This window comes from Nocardia sp. NPDC004582 (assembly GCF_053602115.1).
In genome coordinates, this window is sequence record NZ_JBSGCY010000144.1 from 1 (window position 1) to 15,611 (window position 15,611).

The 15,611-nt window shown below is 71.3% G+C and carries 12 protein-coding genes and 1 pseudogene; 7 read left to right on the top strand and 6 right to left on the bottom strand.

The features are described 5' to 3' along the window. Positions 1-536, bottom strand: a 536-nt coding sequence (locus ACWELJ_RS28395) for a sigma-70 family RNA polymerase sigma factor (protein ID WP_452369187.1), incomplete at its 3' end; no start/stop codon positions are given. Between the two features lie 158 nt (positions 537-694). Here ACWELJ_RS28395 and ACWELJ_RS28400 point away from each other — a divergent pair. Continuing rightward, complete coding sequence (locus tag ACWELJ_RS28400) at positions 695-1,276, top strand: GNAT family N-acetyltransferase (RefSeq protein ID WP_452369188.1); 582 nt, start codon at positions 695-697, stop codon at positions 1,274-1,276. Positions 1,277-1,411: 135 nt separating this feature from the next. Here ACWELJ_RS28400 and ACWELJ_RS28405 read toward each other — a convergent pair whose 3' ends face one another. The 3 genes from ACWELJ_RS28405 to ACWELJ_RS28415 form a co-directional block, all read right to left on the bottom strand. Next, positions 1,412-2,506 carry a 3-deoxy-7-phosphoheptulonate synthase gene (locus tag ACWELJ_RS28405; protein WP_452369189.1) on the bottom strand — a complete coding sequence of 365 codons (1,095 nt, stop codon included), beginning with the start codon at positions 2,504-2,506 and terminating at the stop codon, positions 1,412-1,414. A gap of 268 nt (positions 2,507-2,774) precedes the next feature. Then, a complete protein-coding gene (locus ACWELJ_RS28410; protein ID WP_452369190.1) occupies positions 2,775-3,137 on the bottom strand; it encodes a PH domain-containing protein in 363 nt (120 codons plus the stop codon). A gap of 42 nt (positions 3,138-3,179) precedes the next feature. Beyond that, positions 3,180-4,061 carry an oxidoreductase gene (locus tag ACWELJ_RS28415; protein ID WP_452369191.1) on the bottom strand — a complete coding sequence of 294 codons (882 nt, stop codon included), beginning with the start codon at positions 4,059-4,061 and terminating at the stop codon, positions 3,180-3,182. Between the two features lie 158 nt (positions 4,062-4,219). Here ACWELJ_RS28415 and ACWELJ_RS28420 point away from each other — a divergent pair, with 158 nt between their 5' ends. Together ACWELJ_RS28420 and ACWELJ_RS28425 are read left to right on the top strand one after the other, a co-directional pair. Beyond that, a complete protein-coding gene (locus ACWELJ_RS28420; RefSeq protein ID WP_452369192.1) occupies positions 4,220-4,384 on the top strand; it encodes a DUF5993 family protein in 165 nt (54 codons plus the stop codon). Further along, positions 4,381-5,046 (top strand): disulfide bond formation protein B, encoded by a 666-nt coding sequence (locus ACWELJ_RS28425; protein WP_452369193.1) that lies wholly within the window; start codon positions 4,381-4,383, stop codon positions 5,044-5,046. Before ACWELJ_RS28420 ends, ACWELJ_RS28425 begins: the two co-directional genes overlap by 4 nt. Positions 5,047-5,063: 17 nt before the next feature. On the opposite strand, the gene ACWELJ_RS28430 is transcribed toward ACWELJ_RS28425, so the two are convergent. Continuing rightward, positions 5,064-8,837, bottom strand: coding sequence for a non-ribosomal peptide synthetase (locus ACWELJ_RS28430; protein WP_452369194.1), 3,774 nt, complete (start codon positions 8,835-8,837; stop codon positions 5,064-5,066). A 108-nt stretch (positions 8,838-8,945) separates the two neighbouring features. Here ACWELJ_RS28430 and ACWELJ_RS28435 point away from each other — a divergent pair, with 108 nt between their 5' ends. Beyond that, on the top strand, positions 8,946-10,571 hold the full coding sequence (locus ACWELJ_RS28435; protein WP_452369195.1) for a (2,3-dihydroxybenzoyl)adenylate synthase: 1,626 nt from the start codon (positions 8,946-8,948) through the stop codon (positions 10,569-10,571). Positions 10,572-10,597: 26 nt separating this feature from the next. Continuing rightward, positions 10,598-11,467 (top strand): oxidoreductase, encoded by an 870-nt coding sequence (locus ACWELJ_RS28440; RefSeq protein WP_452369196.1) that lies wholly within the window; start codon positions 10,598-10,600, stop codon positions 11,465-11,467. A 23-nt stretch (positions 11,468-11,490) separates the two neighbouring features. Here the strand turns inward: ACWELJ_RS28440 and ACWELJ_RS28445 are convergent, their stop codons facing one another. Further along, entirely contained in the window at positions 11,491-12,873 is a 1,383-nt protein-coding gene (locus ACWELJ_RS28445; RefSeq protein WP_452369197.1) for a salicylate synthase, read from the bottom strand. A 160-nt stretch (positions 12,874-13,033) separates the two neighbouring features. Between ACWELJ_RS28445 and ACWELJ_RS28450 the strand changes: the two genes are divergently transcribed. Next, positions 13,034-15,403 carry a glycerol-3-phosphate 1-O-acyltransferase gene (locus ACWELJ_RS28450; protein WP_452369198.1) on the top strand — a complete coding sequence of 790 codons (2,370 nt, stop codon included), beginning with the start codon at positions 13,034-13,036 and terminating at the stop codon, positions 15,401-15,403. Then, a pseudogene (locus ACWELJ_RS28455) lies at positions 15,400-15,611 on the top strand (hypothetical protein); the annotation flags it as partial. The gene ACWELJ_RS28450 and the pseudogene ACWELJ_RS28455, both read left to right, overlap by 4 nt.

Genomic DNA, 15,611 nt, shown 5'->3' on the forward strand with positions numbered 1-15,611 from the left:
GCGGCCTCGTGCTCGGCGTCGGCGGCCGGTTCCGGCGCGTCCGCGACCGCCTTGCGGGCCCGGGTGGCGAGCTGGCGCGCGGCGTCCACGGAAACCTCGAGGATGTCCGCGATCTCGGTGAACGGCACCGAGAAGCCGTCGTGCAGAACGAAAGCCACCCGCTGCGGCGGCGTCAACGCGTCCAGCACCACCAGGGCCGCGAACCGGAACTCCTGTTTGCGCACCACCGCGGCCAGCGGGTCGGGGGTGCTGGACGGCGTCACCGCGGTGACCACCGGTTCCGGGAGCCATTGCCCCACATAGGTTTCGCGCCGCACCGCCGCGCTGCGCAGCCGGTCCAGGCACAGCCGGCTGACCACGGTGGTGAGCCAGGCGCGCAGGTCGTGGATCTCGGACTGGCGGGCCGCGGCGAGCCGTAACCAGCTCTCCTGCACCGCGTCCTCGGCGTCGCTCACGCTCCCGGTGAGCCGGTAGGCCACCGAGACCAGATGCGGCCGATGCGTTTCGAACAAGTCGGCGAGGAGAGCGGCAACCATCGCACCGATCCTACGGACGCGCACCGACAGCGGCGCGGCCGGTCACCGCGGACACCGACGGCCCGATGATCGACAGCTGCCGCGCCGGTCGCCACGGCCTGTGCCGTACGGCCCGAATTACCGGCCGCCCGTGCCCGATTCCATGGCAGCATGGCCTGGTGGACGCGGAATTCCTCTCCGACGGCATGGTCTGGCTGTCGCCGCCCGCCGTCTCCGACATCGACGACATCACCGCCCTGTGCCAGGAACCCTCCATCGGCGCGTGGACCACCATGCCGGTCCCCTACCATCGCGCCGACGCCGAGAAGTTCATCTACGACATCGTCGGCCCCGGCTGGGCCGCCCGCAGCCCCACCTGGGCGGTGCGCGGGGCGGCTCGGGGCCCGCTGATCGGCATGATCGGGCTCAGCCCGCTCTACCCGCGCCGCGACGACGAGACCGCCGAGATCGGTTTCTGGCTCACCCCCACCGCGCGCGGCGCGGGCGTGATGACCCGGGCGGCCCGGCTGGTCGCCGCGGCCGGCCTCGATCCCGCGGGGCTGGCCTTCGAGCGCCTGGAGTGGCGGGCCTTCACCGGCAACCACCCCTCCGCCGCGGTGGCCCGCCGCACGGGCTTCCACTACGAGGGCCTGATCCGCGGCGGCGGCGTGCAGCGCGGCGTGCGCCGCGACATCTGGGTCGCGGGCCGCCTGCGCACGGATCCGGAGACGCCGAGCCGGCAGTGGCCCGAGGGCATCTGATCGGGTCCCGACCGGAGAAAGCGTTCGGCGCACACCCGCCGGACTGGGTGTGCGCCGAACTCAGTGTGCACGCCGGACTCGTTCAGCGCGAGGCGAACTCGCCGCGCCCGGGTGCGGGTCTACGGGACCGAGGACCTACGCGCGGGCCGCGCGGCGCTGGGCGACCGCGTCGGCGAGGCGCTCCAGCTGGGCGACCGTGGTGTCCCAGTCGATGCAGGCGTCGGTGATGGACTGGCCGTAGGTGAGGTCCTCCGGCTTGCCGAGGGTGAGGTCCTGGCGACCGGCGACGATGAAGGACTCCATCATCAGGCCGACCACGGTGTCCTCGCCGCCCGCGATGCGCTCGGCCAGATCGGTGACCACGTCCACCTGCTTGTTGTGGTCCTTGTTGGAGTTGCCGTGCGAGGCGTCCACCACCAGGCGCTGGGGCAGCGACGACTTCTCCAGGCGCAGCAGGGCTTCCGCGCAGGAGGCGGCGTCGAAGTTGGGGCCGTTGGAGCCGCCGCGCAGGATGACGTGGCAGTCCGGGTTGCCGGCGGTGCGGATGAGCGCGGAGCGCCCGTCCAGGTCGGTGCCGGGGAATACGTGCGAGGCGGCCGCGGCGCGCACGCCGTCCACCGCGACCTGCACGTCGCCGTCGGTGCCGTTCTTGATGCCGACCGGCATGGACAGCGCCGAGGACAGCTGCCGGTGCACCTGGCTGGCGGCGGTGCGGGCGCCGATCGCGCCGTAGGCGACCAGGTCGGCGATGTACTGCGGGGTGATCGGGTCGAGGAACTCGCACGCCACCGGCAGTCCGAGCGCGGTGATGTCGACCAGCAGGCGGCGGCCCAGGTCCAGGCCGGTGTTGATGTCGAAGCTGCCGTCCAGGTGCGGGTCGTTGATCAGGCCTTTCCAGCCCAGCGTGGTGCGCGGCTTCTCGAAGTAGACGCGCATCACCACGTGCAGGCGGTCGTCCAGCTCGGCGGCCTTGGCGGCCAGCCGGCGGGCGTAGTCCATGGCGGCTTCGGGATCGTGCACCGAACACGGGCCGACGATCACCATGAGGCGGTCGTCGGTGCCGTCGAGCACGTCGACGGTGGCTTTGCGGCCCGCGCGCACGGTGTCGGCGAGGGTGTCGTCGATCGGGTGGGCGGCACGGACCTCGCGCGGCGAGCTCAGCGGACTGACGCTCAGCGTGCGCTGGTCATCGAGATCGGCGTGCCGGTCGAGATCGGCGGTGGTGGTCATGGGTGGTTGTCCTTGTCCCAGGCCGACCCACGGAGAATTGCGAAACCCCTTGGAGCCGGTCTGATGTCGTCCGGCTCGGGGTGGAGGATGTCAGCGCGAGGTCACGCCGCACGACCCACCCGGGGCCGGCTGGCTAAACCAGAAATACTGACGCTGCATGCCAGGCACTGTACCAGAGATCCGTTTTCGTGCGTGTGGCGTACGACACGCCACTGGGACGGGCGTCCCATCTGATGGGATGCCCGTGCTCGATGAAGGATGTGGCCGCTCAGTGCAGGATGTAATGCAGGATCACGTCGTGCACGTGCCGCGTCTTGTCGTCGCCGCGGAACTCCACCTCGTAGGTGTGGTGCCCGGTGCTGATCGCGATGTGGCCGGAGGAGAAGAACTGGCCCGCGAACGACTTGTTGGTCAGGATGCTCACGCTCGAGATCCGCCCGTAGGGGATGGACGTGATCGCGATCTTCTTCCCGACGAACGAGTTGTCCTGGATGATGACCCGCCGGTCGGTGAGCCCCAGGAATCCGGTGCCCACACCGATGGCGTCGTACACGGCGAGGATCTGCTCGCCCTGCATCAGCCCCTGCTGGATCTTGTCGAGTTGATCCCGTCGATCGAATGGAATGCTCACCAACCCCCGCCTTTCGGCTCAGCGATGCTCCCGGATTTCGGTTCAGCGACGCACGAACGGGTAGCTGACCTTGGTCAGCTGCTCGGACAGCTCCCACAGCCGCCGCGCGGTCACCTCGTCCTTGGAGGCGGCGCTGGACGGGCTGGGCCCCGGATAGCCGCGCATGCCGCGCAGCCCGGTGGGGCCGTAGAAGCCGCCCGGCTCCACCTCGGCGGTGGCGGCGAACAGCGTTGGCAGCGCGCCCATTTCGGCGCTCTGGGCGAACAGCTTGTTGCCGATCGACATCAGCGCGTCGTAGATCGACTCGGTGTGCCCCTGCAGGTCGGTGGCGGCGTAACCGGGGTGCGCGGCCACCGACACCTTGCTCGAGCCCGCGGCCGTCAGGCGGCGCTGCAGTTCCCGCGCGAACATCAGATTGGCCAGCTTGGACTGTCCGTAGGCGGCCCAGCGCTGATAGGAGCGCCGCTCCCAGTCCAGGTCCTCGAGGTCGATGCGGCCGATGGCGTGCATCCCGCTGGAGAGCGTGACCACCCGGTCGCGGATCTTGTCCAGCAGCAGCCCGGTCAGCGCGAAATGGCCGAGATGGTTTGTGCCGATCTGCATTTCGAAGCCCTCGGCGGTGCGCTTGAGCGGCACCGCCATCACGCCCGCGTTGTTGATCAGCACGTCCGCGCCCTCGATCGAGTCGGCGAACTCGTGCACCGAGGCCAGGTCGGCCAGGTCCAGGCGACGCACCTGGGCGTTCGGGCCGATCCGATCGGCCACCGCCCGCGCCTTCACCTCATTGCGGCACGCCATGATCACCTTCGCGCCCGCGCCGGCGAGCGCTCGCGCGGTCGCCGCGCCCAGCCCGCTGTTGGCCCCGGTGACGATGATGGTCCGGCCCGCTTGATCGGGGATGTCGGAGATGTCCCAGCCGCTCACGGGATCGAGTCTAGGGGCGCGGAGGCGCGCCCGTCCGATCTCGGCGTGAACCGTTCCCGGACGCGGGATTTGCCAGCCGCTCCGCGGGTCGGCCGAGCGCGGCGTGTCCATGTCCTGTTCATCCGGTTCGACCTGCGCGAGCGGTAGCGTCCGCGAGCATGGACACGCTCATACTCGCGGGTTTGCTGGGCATTCTGGTCCTGATCTGGAAACCGGGCTCCCGCCGGTCCGTGCTGACGGCCTGGTGGGTCGTGGCGCTGGTCTGCGCCGGACTCCTGAAGTACCACATCACGAGCGGCCTGGGACTGGGGCTGACGTGGTGACCGACACGAGCGCCGAACCCACCGAGACCGCCGCGAGCGGCGGCGTCGCCGGGCAGATCCAGTACTGGCTGGCCGTCATCTTCATCGTGGGATGGACCGGCGTCGTCTGCGGCGGACTCGGCGTCCAGTTCGGCACCTGGGACTACCCGTGCCCGCTGTGCATGCTGCAGCGGTACTTCATGATCCTGGCCGCGCTCGGCGGGGCCTACATCGTGCGCAAGGGCATGACCGGGCGGCTGACCCGGCGCGACTACATGACCGGGTGGGGCCTGGCCATCGTGGCCTGCTTCGGCGGCGGGTTCACCGCGTGGCGGCAGACCATGCTGCACATCCTGCCCGGCGACCAGGGGTACGGCGGCGCGGTGCTGGGCCTGCACCTGTACGTGTGGGCGCTGGTGCTGTTCGTGGCCGCGATCACGACAATCGGTGTGGTGCTGTCGTTCTCGTACGAGACGGCCGCGGAGACGCTGCCGGTCACGCCGCATCGGGCGATCGGCACGGCCGCCCTCGCGTTCCTCGGGCTGGTCATCGTCATCAATATCGTGGCGACGTTCTTCCTGGAGGGCTTCCACCCGGTGCTGCCGGACGATCCGTCCTGCTACAAGCTGCCGCACGACCTCGGCATCCTGAAAGACGGCTGCACGCTGCCGCCCGCGCACTGAGAGACCCACGGCCGCTTTCAGGACAGCGCGAGCACCTCGTCGTCGGACATGGCGGCCACCTCCAGGTAGAGGCGGGCCACGCCGTCGAGCCGGCCGGTGGCGCCGGCCCGGCGTTCGCGCTCCAGCAGCCGGGCGGTCAGGCCCTCGACCGTTCGGGCCGCGAAGAAGTCCGCGACCACCGTGTCCGGGGAGTCCAGCCAGTCCCGCACCCGGGCGATGACCGCGGTGGCCAGCACCGAATCGCCGCCCAGGGCGAAGAAGTCGTCGGTCACGCCGACTGCCTCGCGGCCCAGGACAGTCGCGATGATGTCGGCCACCGCGCGCTCGACATCGGTTCGGGGCGCGACGGATTCGCCCGCCCGCTCCCCCGCGGCCAGCAGCCCGGCGATGGCCTTGCGATCCGGTTTGCCGTTCGAGGTGAACGGCAGCTCGGCGAGCGTCTCCACCCGATCCGGAATCATGTAGGCGGGCAACAGCTTCGCGGCCGCCGCCAGCAGCACCGGGACGTCCGGGGTGACGCCGTCGTCGGCCACCAGGACGGCGGCCAGCTTCGGCGCGGCCGCGCCCACCACCGCGGCGATGGCGTGCCGCACGCCCGGCAGACCCCGCAGCGCGCTCTCCACCTCGCCGAGTTCCACCCGGTAGCCGCGGATCTTGACCTGATGGTCGGCGCGGCCCAGGAACTCCAGGCAGCCGTCGGGCAGGTAGCGGGCCAGATCGCCGGTGCGGTACCAGTTCAGGCCGTCGTGGCTGACGAAACGGTCGGCGGTGCGCTCCGGATCCCCGCGGTAACCGGCGGCCACGCCCGCGCCGCCGATCCACAGTTCACCCGTCACCCAGTCCGGGCAGTCCTGACCGGACGGGCCGACCACCCGGCAGCGCACATTGCGCAGCGGGGTGCCGTACGGGACGGCCGACCACTCCGGCGGCACCTCGGCGTTCACGACCTCACGGATCGTGGAGTGGATGGCCGTCTCGGTGGCCCCGCCCAGCCCGGCGAACCGGCAGCCCGGAGCCACCGCGGCCAGGCGGCCCGGCAGCGCCACATCGACCCAGTCGCCACCCAGGATCACCATGCGCAAACTATCCACAGGTTTCCCGGCCGCGGCCTCCAGCGTCATATCCAGCAGGCTCGGGACGCAGTTCAGCACCGACACCCGGTGGCGGCGGATCAGTTCCACCCAGCGGCCCGGCTCCGCGCGCTGTCCCTCATCCAGCGCGATCACCGTGCCGCCGGCGCTCAGCAGGCCGAAGATGTCGTAGACCGACAGGTCGAACTCGAGCGCCGACAGGGCCAGCGCCCGATCGTCCGCACCGATCCCGAAGCGTTCGTTCAGCTCGTCGATGGTGTTCATGGCGGCCCGGTGCGGCACCTCCACGCCCTTCGGCCGACCGGTGGAGCCGGAGGTGAACAGCACATAGGCGATGGCCTCCGGATCCGGGATCACGGCCCGCGCCAACGGCTCCGGATACTCCCGCGCCGCGCGCAACGCCACGGTCGGCAGCCCGGGCACCTCGCCGCCGGCGGTCACCGCCGCGACGACCGCGCCGGTGCGCAGGATCTCGGCGCGCCGCCGGTCCGGCTGGTCGAAACCGATCGGCACGTAGACGGCTCCGGCGGCCAGCACGCCGACGGTAGCCAGGATCTGATCCGGGCCCTTCGGCAACTGCACGGCGACCGCGTCGCCCGGCCGGACGCCCACCGCCCGCAGCGCGCCCGCCACCGCCAGGGCCTGCTCGGCCAGCTCCCGGTAGCTGAGAACGCTTGTGCCGAAGCCGGATTCGGACGTCAGCGGGACGTGCCCGGCTCCCACGGCGGGGACGGAGGTGTCGGCTTCCCAGACGACGGCGGGCGCGTCGGGGGTCGTGGCGGCGAACTCGAACAGGCCGGTGTGCAACGCGCGGCCGGTCACCGGACCGTCGGTGGCATTCACTCGGGCGCGAACTACCGCCTGCTCCACGGGAATTCGCACCGCGGCCTCGGCGTCCCAGCCCGCGCCACCGAAATCGGCGGGGTGCGCGGTGGGCGCCGCGGATACCTCGGTCGCGGCCGCGCCGTCCCGGACAGCGGCCGCGTTCAGGCCGGCCGCGTCCAGGCCGGGCATGCCCGGGCGGGGCACGTCCAGGCCGGGCGCGTCGCTGCCCGCGAGGCGCAGGACGGCGTCGATGTAGCGGGTGAACATCGTCTCGACCATGGCCGGGGGAAAGGCGTCGGAACGCACGTCCCAGTTCAGCAGCAGACCGCCGCGAACCTCGGTGACCTGCGCGTCGAGCAGCACCTGCGGGCCCTGCGAGATGATCCAGACCGGATCGCCGAAGGTGGCGGTGACCTGGTCGGCGAACAGCTCGCCCAGATTGATGGCGCTGGTGTAGACGATCGGGGCCAGCACCGGTTCGGCACGCAGGCGACCCAGATCGCGCAGCACCTCCAGGCCGGTGTAGCCGGAATGCGCTCCGGCGGCGTGCAATTCGCGCTGCAGCGCACGGGCGCGCTCGGTGACGGTCGCCGGCTCGGTGACATCCACCGCCAGCAACACCGACGAGGTGAAGTCGCCCACCACCCCATCCACCCGCGGGTGCACCGGCTCCCGGTGGAACAGCGGCAGATTCAGCAGGAACCGCCGCTGCGCCGACCACCCGCCGATGGTCTCCGCGAACACCGACGCCAACGCCATCGCCGGAGTGATCCCCCGCGCGTGCGCCGCGGCGAACATCCGCCCCTTGGCCTCCGGCGACAACCACCGATGCAGGCGCACGGTTTTGGCCGCCCGCTCCGCCGCTGCGCCCGGGCGCGTCACGATTTCGGCGGCGCGCGGCAGCTCCGGGGCACCGGGCAGGTCCGCGAGGCGCTCCTGCCACCACGCCTGGTCGACGGCGTGTTCCGGTGCGGGACCGGCGTGTTCGGCCAGGTATTCGCGGAAGGTGTAGTCCTGCGGGGGCAGCTGCTCACCGTGGTACAGGCGCGCCAGGTCCGAGATCAGGATCCGGTAGCTCATGGCGTCGGCCGCGAGCATGTCCACGTCCAGGTGCAGGCGGGTGCGACCCTCCGGCAGCAGGGTCAGCGCGATATCGACGACCTGACCGTCCTCGACGGCCATCAGCTGATGGGTCCGCTTGTCCCGCAGCTCCTCCAGCGTCCGCTCCGCCGCCTCGGGCGTGGCCTCGCGCAGGTCGGCGACGCTCCACACGTCCCGGCCGGGGCGTTCCAGGGTCTGCTGGGTGCCGTCGGGCAGGAACCGGGTGCGCAGCATCGGATGCCGCCGCACCAGCGCCTCGACCGCGGCCTCGAGCCGGGCGGGATCCACACCGGCCCCGTCGAATTCGACGTAGAGGTGGGCGGCGACGGCCCCCAGTTGCTGGCTGTCGGACCGTCCGATCCAGTACGCGTGCTGCATGGGCGCGAGCGCGAACGGACTGCCGTCATCACGCGAGTCGTCCTCGGGTACGGCCGATTCGGTCCCGGACGTGGCCGACTCGGTGTGCGGCTCGGTCAATTCCCTTCGCGGTGCGGCCGATTCGTTCACCCGCGTGCCCGACTCGTCCTCCGCGCCGCCGAGCAGCTGGTGCCAGGCGGCGATGGTGGGTTCGGCGGCGAGTTGGGCGAAGTTGACGGACAGGCCGCGTTTGCGCCAGGCGCCCGCGAGTTTCATGGTGCGGATGGAGTCGAGGCCGAGCTGGATGAGGTCGTCGTGGTCGGCGATGTCGGCCGGGTCGAGGCCGAGGTGGCCGGCGATGGCGGCGCGGATCTCGTCCCGGGCGATGTGCGCCGACAGCCCCTGAGGTGACTCCATTCCGCTGGTACTCCTTGTTCGACGGGATCGATGGGCAGAAGCGTAACCCATTGAGATAGGGTTGCCTAACCTATGCAAGGACACCCTTACCAGCAAGAGGTCAGAGCCGTGACAACGACCGCGCCCGCCGCCCCGGGCCACCGCGACGGATTCGTCGCCTTCCCCGCCGACCTCGCCGAGCGATACCGGCGCGAGGGCTACTGGGCGGGCCGCCCGCTCGGGGAACTCCTGCGTGACGCCGCCCGGCAGTGGCCCGAGCGGCCCGCCCTGCTGAGCGACGAGCCCGGCCGCGCCCCGGCCGATTACGCCGACCTCGACCGCGCGGCGGACCGGATGGCACACGGGTTCCTGCGGCTCGGCATCCAGCCCGGCGACCGCGTGGTGGTCCAGCTGCCCAATACCCCCGCGTTCCCGCCGCTGCTGTTCGGCCTGCTGCGCGCCGGGATCATCCCGGTGCTCACCCTGCCCGCGCACCGCCGCGCCGAAATCGAGCATCTGGCCCGGCTTTCCGGAGCCGTCGCCTACATCGCGGCCGACCGGCTCGGTGACTTCGACTACCGCGCCCTGGCCGCCGAGGTCGCCGCGCAGGTCCCGGCCCTGCGGCACATCCTGATCCTCGGCGATCCGGGCGCGTTCACCGATCTGAACTCCGTTCCCGCCGACGGTGATTCACTGCCCGCGGTCGACGCCACCGATATCGCGCTGATGCTGGTCTCCGGCGGCACCACCGGCCTGCCCAAGCTGATCGCCCGCACCCACGACGACTACTTCTACAACGCCACCGCCAGCGCCGCGGTCTGCGAACTCGGCCCCGACGACGTGTACCTCGCGACGCTGCCCGTCGCCCACAACTTCCCGCTCGCCTGCCCCGGCGTGCTCGGCACCGTGGCCACCGGCGGGGCCATGGCCTTCGTCACCGACCCGAGCCCGGAGAGCGCCTTCGCCGCCATCGAACGCCACCGGGTGACCGTCACCGCCGTGGTGCCGCCGCTGGTCCAATTGTGGTGCGCGGCAGTGGAATGGGAGGACGCCGACCTGTCCTCGCTGCGGCTGCTGCAGGTCGGTGGCGCGAAGCTGGCCGAGGTGAACGCCCGCGAGGTCGCTCCCGCCCTGGACTGTCGCCTGCAGCAGGTGTTCGGCATGGCCGAGGGCCTGCTCAACTACACCCGCGCCGAGGATTCCGACGATCTGGTGTGCACCACCCAGGGCCGCCCGCTCGCCCCCGCCGACGAGGTGCGGGTGGTGGACGAGCACGGCCACGACGTCGCCGACGGCGAGGAGGGCGAACTGCTCACCCGCGGCCCCTACACGCTGCGCGGCTACTACCGCGCCCCCGAGCACAACGCGCGCGCCTTCACCCCCGACGGCTTCTACCGCAGCGGCGACCTGGTGCGGCGCCTGCCCAGCGGCCACCTGATCGTGTCCGGCCGCATCAAGGACGTGATCAACCGCGGCGGCGAGAACATCTCCTGCGACGAGCTCGAGGAGCACCTGCTCGCCTATCCGGGCGTCCGGCACGCGGCCGCCGTGGGCCTGCCCGACGCGGCCCTGGGCGAGAAGGTCGGCGTGTTCCTGGTGACCGAGGGCGAGCTGCCGGCCCTGTCGGCGGTCAAGGCCTTCCTCACCGAGCGCGGCCTGGCCACCTACAAACTCCCGGATGTGTTGCGGCAGGCCGATTCCCTGCCCGTGACAGCGGTCGGAAAGATCGACAAGAAGGCCCTCGCCGCGCGCTGAGAGCCGTTCCGTCATAGAGTTCATCTATGGGTGGGTGGAACGAATCGGATATTCCTGACCAGAGTGGCCGGATCGTCATCGTCACCGGGGCGACCAGCGGCCTGGGCGAGGCCACCGCGCGCGCCCTGGCCGCCGCCGGGGCGCGGGTGATCATGGCCTGCCGCAACGAGATCAAGGCGCGGGCGGTGGCCGCCACCATGACCGGGGACGTGCACATCCGCGCCCTCGATCTGGCCGACCTGGCCTCCGTGCGCGCCTTCGCCGGCACCGTCGACCGCGCCGACGTGCTGATCAACAACGCGGGCGTGATGGCGGTGCCCAAGCGGGCCACCGCCGACGGCTTCGAATTGCAGATCGGCACCAACTATCTCGGCCACTTCGCGCTGACCGGTCTGCTGCTGGACCGGATTTCCGAGCGCGTGGTCAACACCTCCAGCCTCACCCACCTGATCGGGCGCATCGACCTGGAGGACCTGAACTGGGAGCGGCGCGCCTACTCCCGCTTCGGCGCGTACGCGCAGTCCAAACTCGCCACGCTGCTGTTCACCTACGAACTCCAGCGGCGGCTCACGGTCACCGGGTCGGCGAAACTGGCGGTCGCCGCGCACCCCGGCTACGCGGCCACCGAGATCAGCTCCGAGACCCAGAACGTGCTCGAACAGCTGGTCGGCCTCGGCAACCGGCTGATCGCGCAGAGCGCCGAGATGGGCGCGCTGCCAACCCTGTACGCGGCCACCGCCGATGTCGAACCCGGCGCGTACTACGGGCCGGACCGGTTCAACTGGCGCGGCCACCCGACGCGGGTCAGCTCCAACGCCGCCTCCCACGACGAGAAGACCGCCCGGCAGCTCTGGGAGCTGTCCGAGCGGTTGACCGAGGTCGAATTCCCGGTCTGAGCCTCAGCCGCCGGGTTCGAGGATCAGGCCCGCACCACGTAGGGCGCGACGCTGCCCAGCTTCTCGCAGGTCTCCTCGAACTCCCGCTCCGGCCGCGACTGCCCGACCACGCCCGCGCCCGCGCGCAGCCACGCGCCCGCCCCGGACTGGTAGACCGCGCGCAGCACCAGCGTCGCCTCCAGCGCGCCGTCGGGGGAAACCGTCACCACCGCACCGGAATACAGGCCGCGCGGATCGTGGTCGAGGCGGAATACCGCGTCCACGCCCTCGGCCTTGGGGATGCCGGAGGCGGTGACCGACGGGAACAGCATCTCCAGCGCGTCCCAGGGGCTGCGGTCGGCGGCCAGCCGCCCGCGCACCGTGGAGGCCAGGTGCTGGACGCTGCCGCGCTCGCGGACCGCCATGAAGTCGGAGACCGCGGTGGTGTCGGGCTCGGCGACCGCGGCGATCTCGGCGAAGGAGGTCTGCACCGAAATGGCGTGCTCGACAATCTCCTTCGGGTCGCGCACCAGGTCGGCGCGGGCGGCCAGGTCGATGTCGTCGCCGCGGCCGAAGGCGCGGGTGCCGGCCAGCGGCTCGGTCGTGACCACCCGGTCGCGGTCCACGGCCGCCACCAGTTCCGGGCTGAAGCCCGCCGCCTCCAGGCCGCCCAGGCGCAGCAGGAACGAGCGCGCCGGGGTGTTGTTCGCGCGCCCCAGGCGATAGGTGGCGGGAACGTCGACCGCGAAGGGCAGGTCGACCTTCCGGGACAGAATCACCTTCTGGTACTTGCCGTCCCGGATCTCGGCCACGCCGGCCGCGACCCGGTCCCGATAGCCGGTCGGATCAGGGGTGACGTCCACCGGATAGGCGACGGGCAGCGCGGTGTCCTGGGCGGCGGCGATCAGTTCGTGGATGTCGCCCGTCTCGCCGGGGCTAGCGCCCGACACCCGCACGCCGGTGGCGTCGATGCGGACCTCGATGCGCGGAATCATCAAGTGCGCCAGGGTGGCCCGCGGGTGCACGTGCTCGGTCGCGCCCAGCGACCAGGCGCAGAACTCGAATCCGATCCAGCCGAAGGCGTTGCGGCCGGCCTGGGGCAGCCCGGCCAGCGCGCGGTCGAGGGCCTGCGCCGGATTGCCCGACCACGGTCCGGCGGTGATGCGCCCGTCCCAGCTCACCCGCAGTTCGCCGGCGTCCAGCTCGACGCCGCCGAGCGGGTCCGCGGCGAAGACCCATTCGCCGGGCCGTTCGTAGACCACGTACTCGCCGAAGCGATCCGCCGCCGCCAGCGCGGTGACGGCCGCGACCGGATCGGTGACGTACTCTCCCCACCGCTGCTCCCCCTCGAGCCGTACCCGTTCGTCAGCGACCGACACCAGACCTCCAAGGTTATGCTTACCTAACTCGAGGAGTGAGGTTAGCATTACCTTCCCAGCCTTGGGGAAGCCCGCGTCGCGACCTCCGTCACCCCATCGCGCAACACCGCGAAACCCCCGGTCGGACCGGTGAATTGCCCGACCTCCCGTCCCACCGCCCCGGTTTGGGCTTCAATGGAGCGCAGCGGCTCATGCGGAGGGAACGAAGATGCTCGATCATGACAGTCGGCTCCCCGAAGCCGCGCTCACCGCCCCGCAATCCGTGGTCGCACTGGTCGACGCCGCTTCCCGAGTGGAACGCGAACTCATCGGAGGCTGGCTCGCCGAAGGCGGCATCACCCAGGAGTTCGGCACCTCCGCCCCCGTCACCCAGATCGACCTCGACCCCGCCGCCGTCACCGACCGCCTCGTCGGACGCGCCGACGACCCGCTGGTGGTACCGGTCCGCGTGCTGTGGCTGCCGCCCGAACGAGACGGCGTGCGCCGCACCACCTTCAGCGACCTGCTCACCATGTCCAACCCGCGCAAACCGCACCGGCTCATGCAGCGGCGGCTCATCGGCAAGGCCCCCGACCGCCACCTGATCCTCACCGGGCAGCCCGCCCGGCTCAGCGAGCTGCGCGCCAACAACCCCGGATCCGCCATCGTGCCCGACGCTTTCGGGCGGGCCATCGTGCGCGCCGGCATCGTCGCGCTGGAACGCGCCGAACGCGCCGTCATCGGCGACCGGTACAAGGTGCCGCGCCTGGTGGTCGAGGAAATCCTGGACTCCCCCGAATTCCTGCGCCGCCTCGACGTCATCGCCCTCGAATCCGGACTCCCCCCACGCGAGGTCTACCGGCGCGCCGAACGAGGCCTGCGCGAACTCGTCGCCGCCCAGAGCCGCCTGGTCTCCGACCTGTTCACCCAGGCCATGCGGCCCGTGCACGCCTCCACCTGGAAGGTCGACTCCGACGAGACCGGACTGGACCGGCTGCGCTCGCTCAACCGGCGCTACCCGCTGGTCTTCCTGCCCTCGCACCGCTCCTACGTGGATGCCTTCGTGCTCGGGGACATCCTGGCGCGCAACGACTTCCCGCCCAACCACGTCGTCGGCGGAGCCAACCTCAAGTTCTGGCCGATCGGACCCATCGCCCGGCGCACCGGAACCGTGTTCATCCGCCGCAGTTTCGGCGACGACGAGGTCTACAAGGCCGTCGTCGAGGAGTACTTCGCCTACCTGCTCACCAAACGCTTCAACCTGGAGTGGTACTTCGAAGGCGGGCGCACCCGCACCGGCAAGCTCCGGCCGCCGCGCTACGGCCTGCTGAATTACCTTGCGGCGGCACTGCGTTCGAAACGCATCGACGACGTCATGCTGGTGCCGGTCTCCATCACCTACGAACGGCTCAACGAGATCGGCGCCATCGCCGACGAACAGACCGGCGGCCGCAAACAACCCGAGGGCCTGACCTGGCTGGCCCGCTACGTCCGCAACCAGCAGCACTCCGCCGGGCGGGTGTACGTGCGCTTCGGCACCCCGCTCTCGGCCCGCGACCGCCTCGCCGTACACGGGGATCCGCTGATCGGACACCGGGATCCGGCCGCCGAACCAGCCGTCGAACGCGAACAGCTGGCCGTGCAGCGCCTTGCCTTCGAGGTCGCCGTCGGCATCAACGAGGTCACCCCGATCACCGTCAACGCCCTCACCACCCTGGTGCTGCTCGGCGTCCACGAACGCGCGCTGACCCGGCCCGAACTGCGCACCGCCATCGCGCCCGTGCTCGGCTACATCGAGAGCCGCGGCCTGCCGACCGGCGAACTCGACACGCTGCGAGACGATCACGGGCTCGCCGTGGTCCTCGAACAGCTGGCCGTCGCCACCGTCGTCACCGTGTACCGGGCGGGGCTGGAACCGGTGTACGCCATCAACGCGGGCGCGCACCTCGAGGCCGCGTTCTACCGCAACAGCGCCGTGCACTGGTTCGTCAACCGCGCCATCCTCGAACTGGCCGTCCTCACCGCCGTCGAAGCCCCCGAAGGCGACCAGCTGCGAGCCGGATGGGACGCCGCCTACCGGCTGCGCGACCTGCTCAAATTCGAGTTCTTCTTCCCCGAACGAGCCGAATTCACCAGCCAGCTCACCGCCGAGATGCTGCGCGTGGACCCCGAATGGCACCACCGCACGGCCGCGGGCACCCTCGGCTCCGAAATCCTGGCCCGGCTCGCCGACTCCGGCTTCATGATGGCCCACCGGGTACTGCGCTCCTTCTTCGACGCGCAACTGGTGGTGGCCGAACGGCTCGCCGCCCGCGACCCGGTCGACCCCGTCGACCGCAAGGCCCTCATCGACGAATGCCTCCAGGTCGGCAAACAGATGCTGCTGCAACAACGCCTGCACAGCCCCGAATCGGTGTCCTCCGAATTGTTCGGCAGCGCGGTCAAACTCGCCGACAACCACGGCCTGCTGACCCCCGCCGGCGATCCCGCCGACCTGGCTGCCCGGCGCAGCGCCTTCGCCGCCGAACTACGCGCCATCGGGCAGCGCATCACCCGGGCCGCCACCCTCGACCCGTCCAACCGGATGGAGGCGCTGTGACCCACCGGGTCCGGGGCCGCGCGGCGGGCCGCGCCAACCCGGCCCCGCGGCCCGGCGTCGGCGTCACCCAGCGGCCCATCGGCGCACAGGATCTCGCCACCGCCCTCGACGCCGTGCGCACCGGACCGCAGGGCCCGCGGGTCGCCGCCATCTTCGACTTCGGCGGCACCGTCGTGCACGGCTTCAACCCGCCCCCGCTCGCCCGCCG

Bases quoted from the DNA above. Each gene is read 5' to 3' on its own strand.
- ACWELJ_RS28450 (WP_452369198.1), top strand. From the start codon at position 13,034: ATGCTCGATCATGACAGTCGGCTCCCCGAAGCCGCGCTCACCGCCCCG.
- ACWELJ_RS28420 (WP_452369192.1), top strand. From the start codon at position 4,220: ATGGACACGCTCATACTCGCGGGTTTGCTGGGCATTCTGGTCCTGATC.
- ACWELJ_RS28440 (WP_452369196.1), top strand. From the start codon at position 10,598: ATGGGTGGGTGGAACGAATCGGATATTCCTGACCAGAGTGGCCGGATC.
- ACWELJ_RS28445 (WP_452369197.1), bottom strand. From the start codon at position 12,873: ATGCTAACCTCACTCCTCGAGTTAGGTAAGCATAACCTTGGAGGTCTG.
- ACWELJ_RS28430 (WP_452369194.1), bottom strand. From the start codon at position 8,837: ATGGAGTCACCTCAGGGGCTGTCGGCGCACATCGCCCGGGACGAGATC.
- ACWELJ_RS28405 (WP_452369189.1), bottom strand. From the start codon at position 2,506: ATGACCACCACCGCCGATCTCGACCGGCACGCCGATCTCGATGACCAG.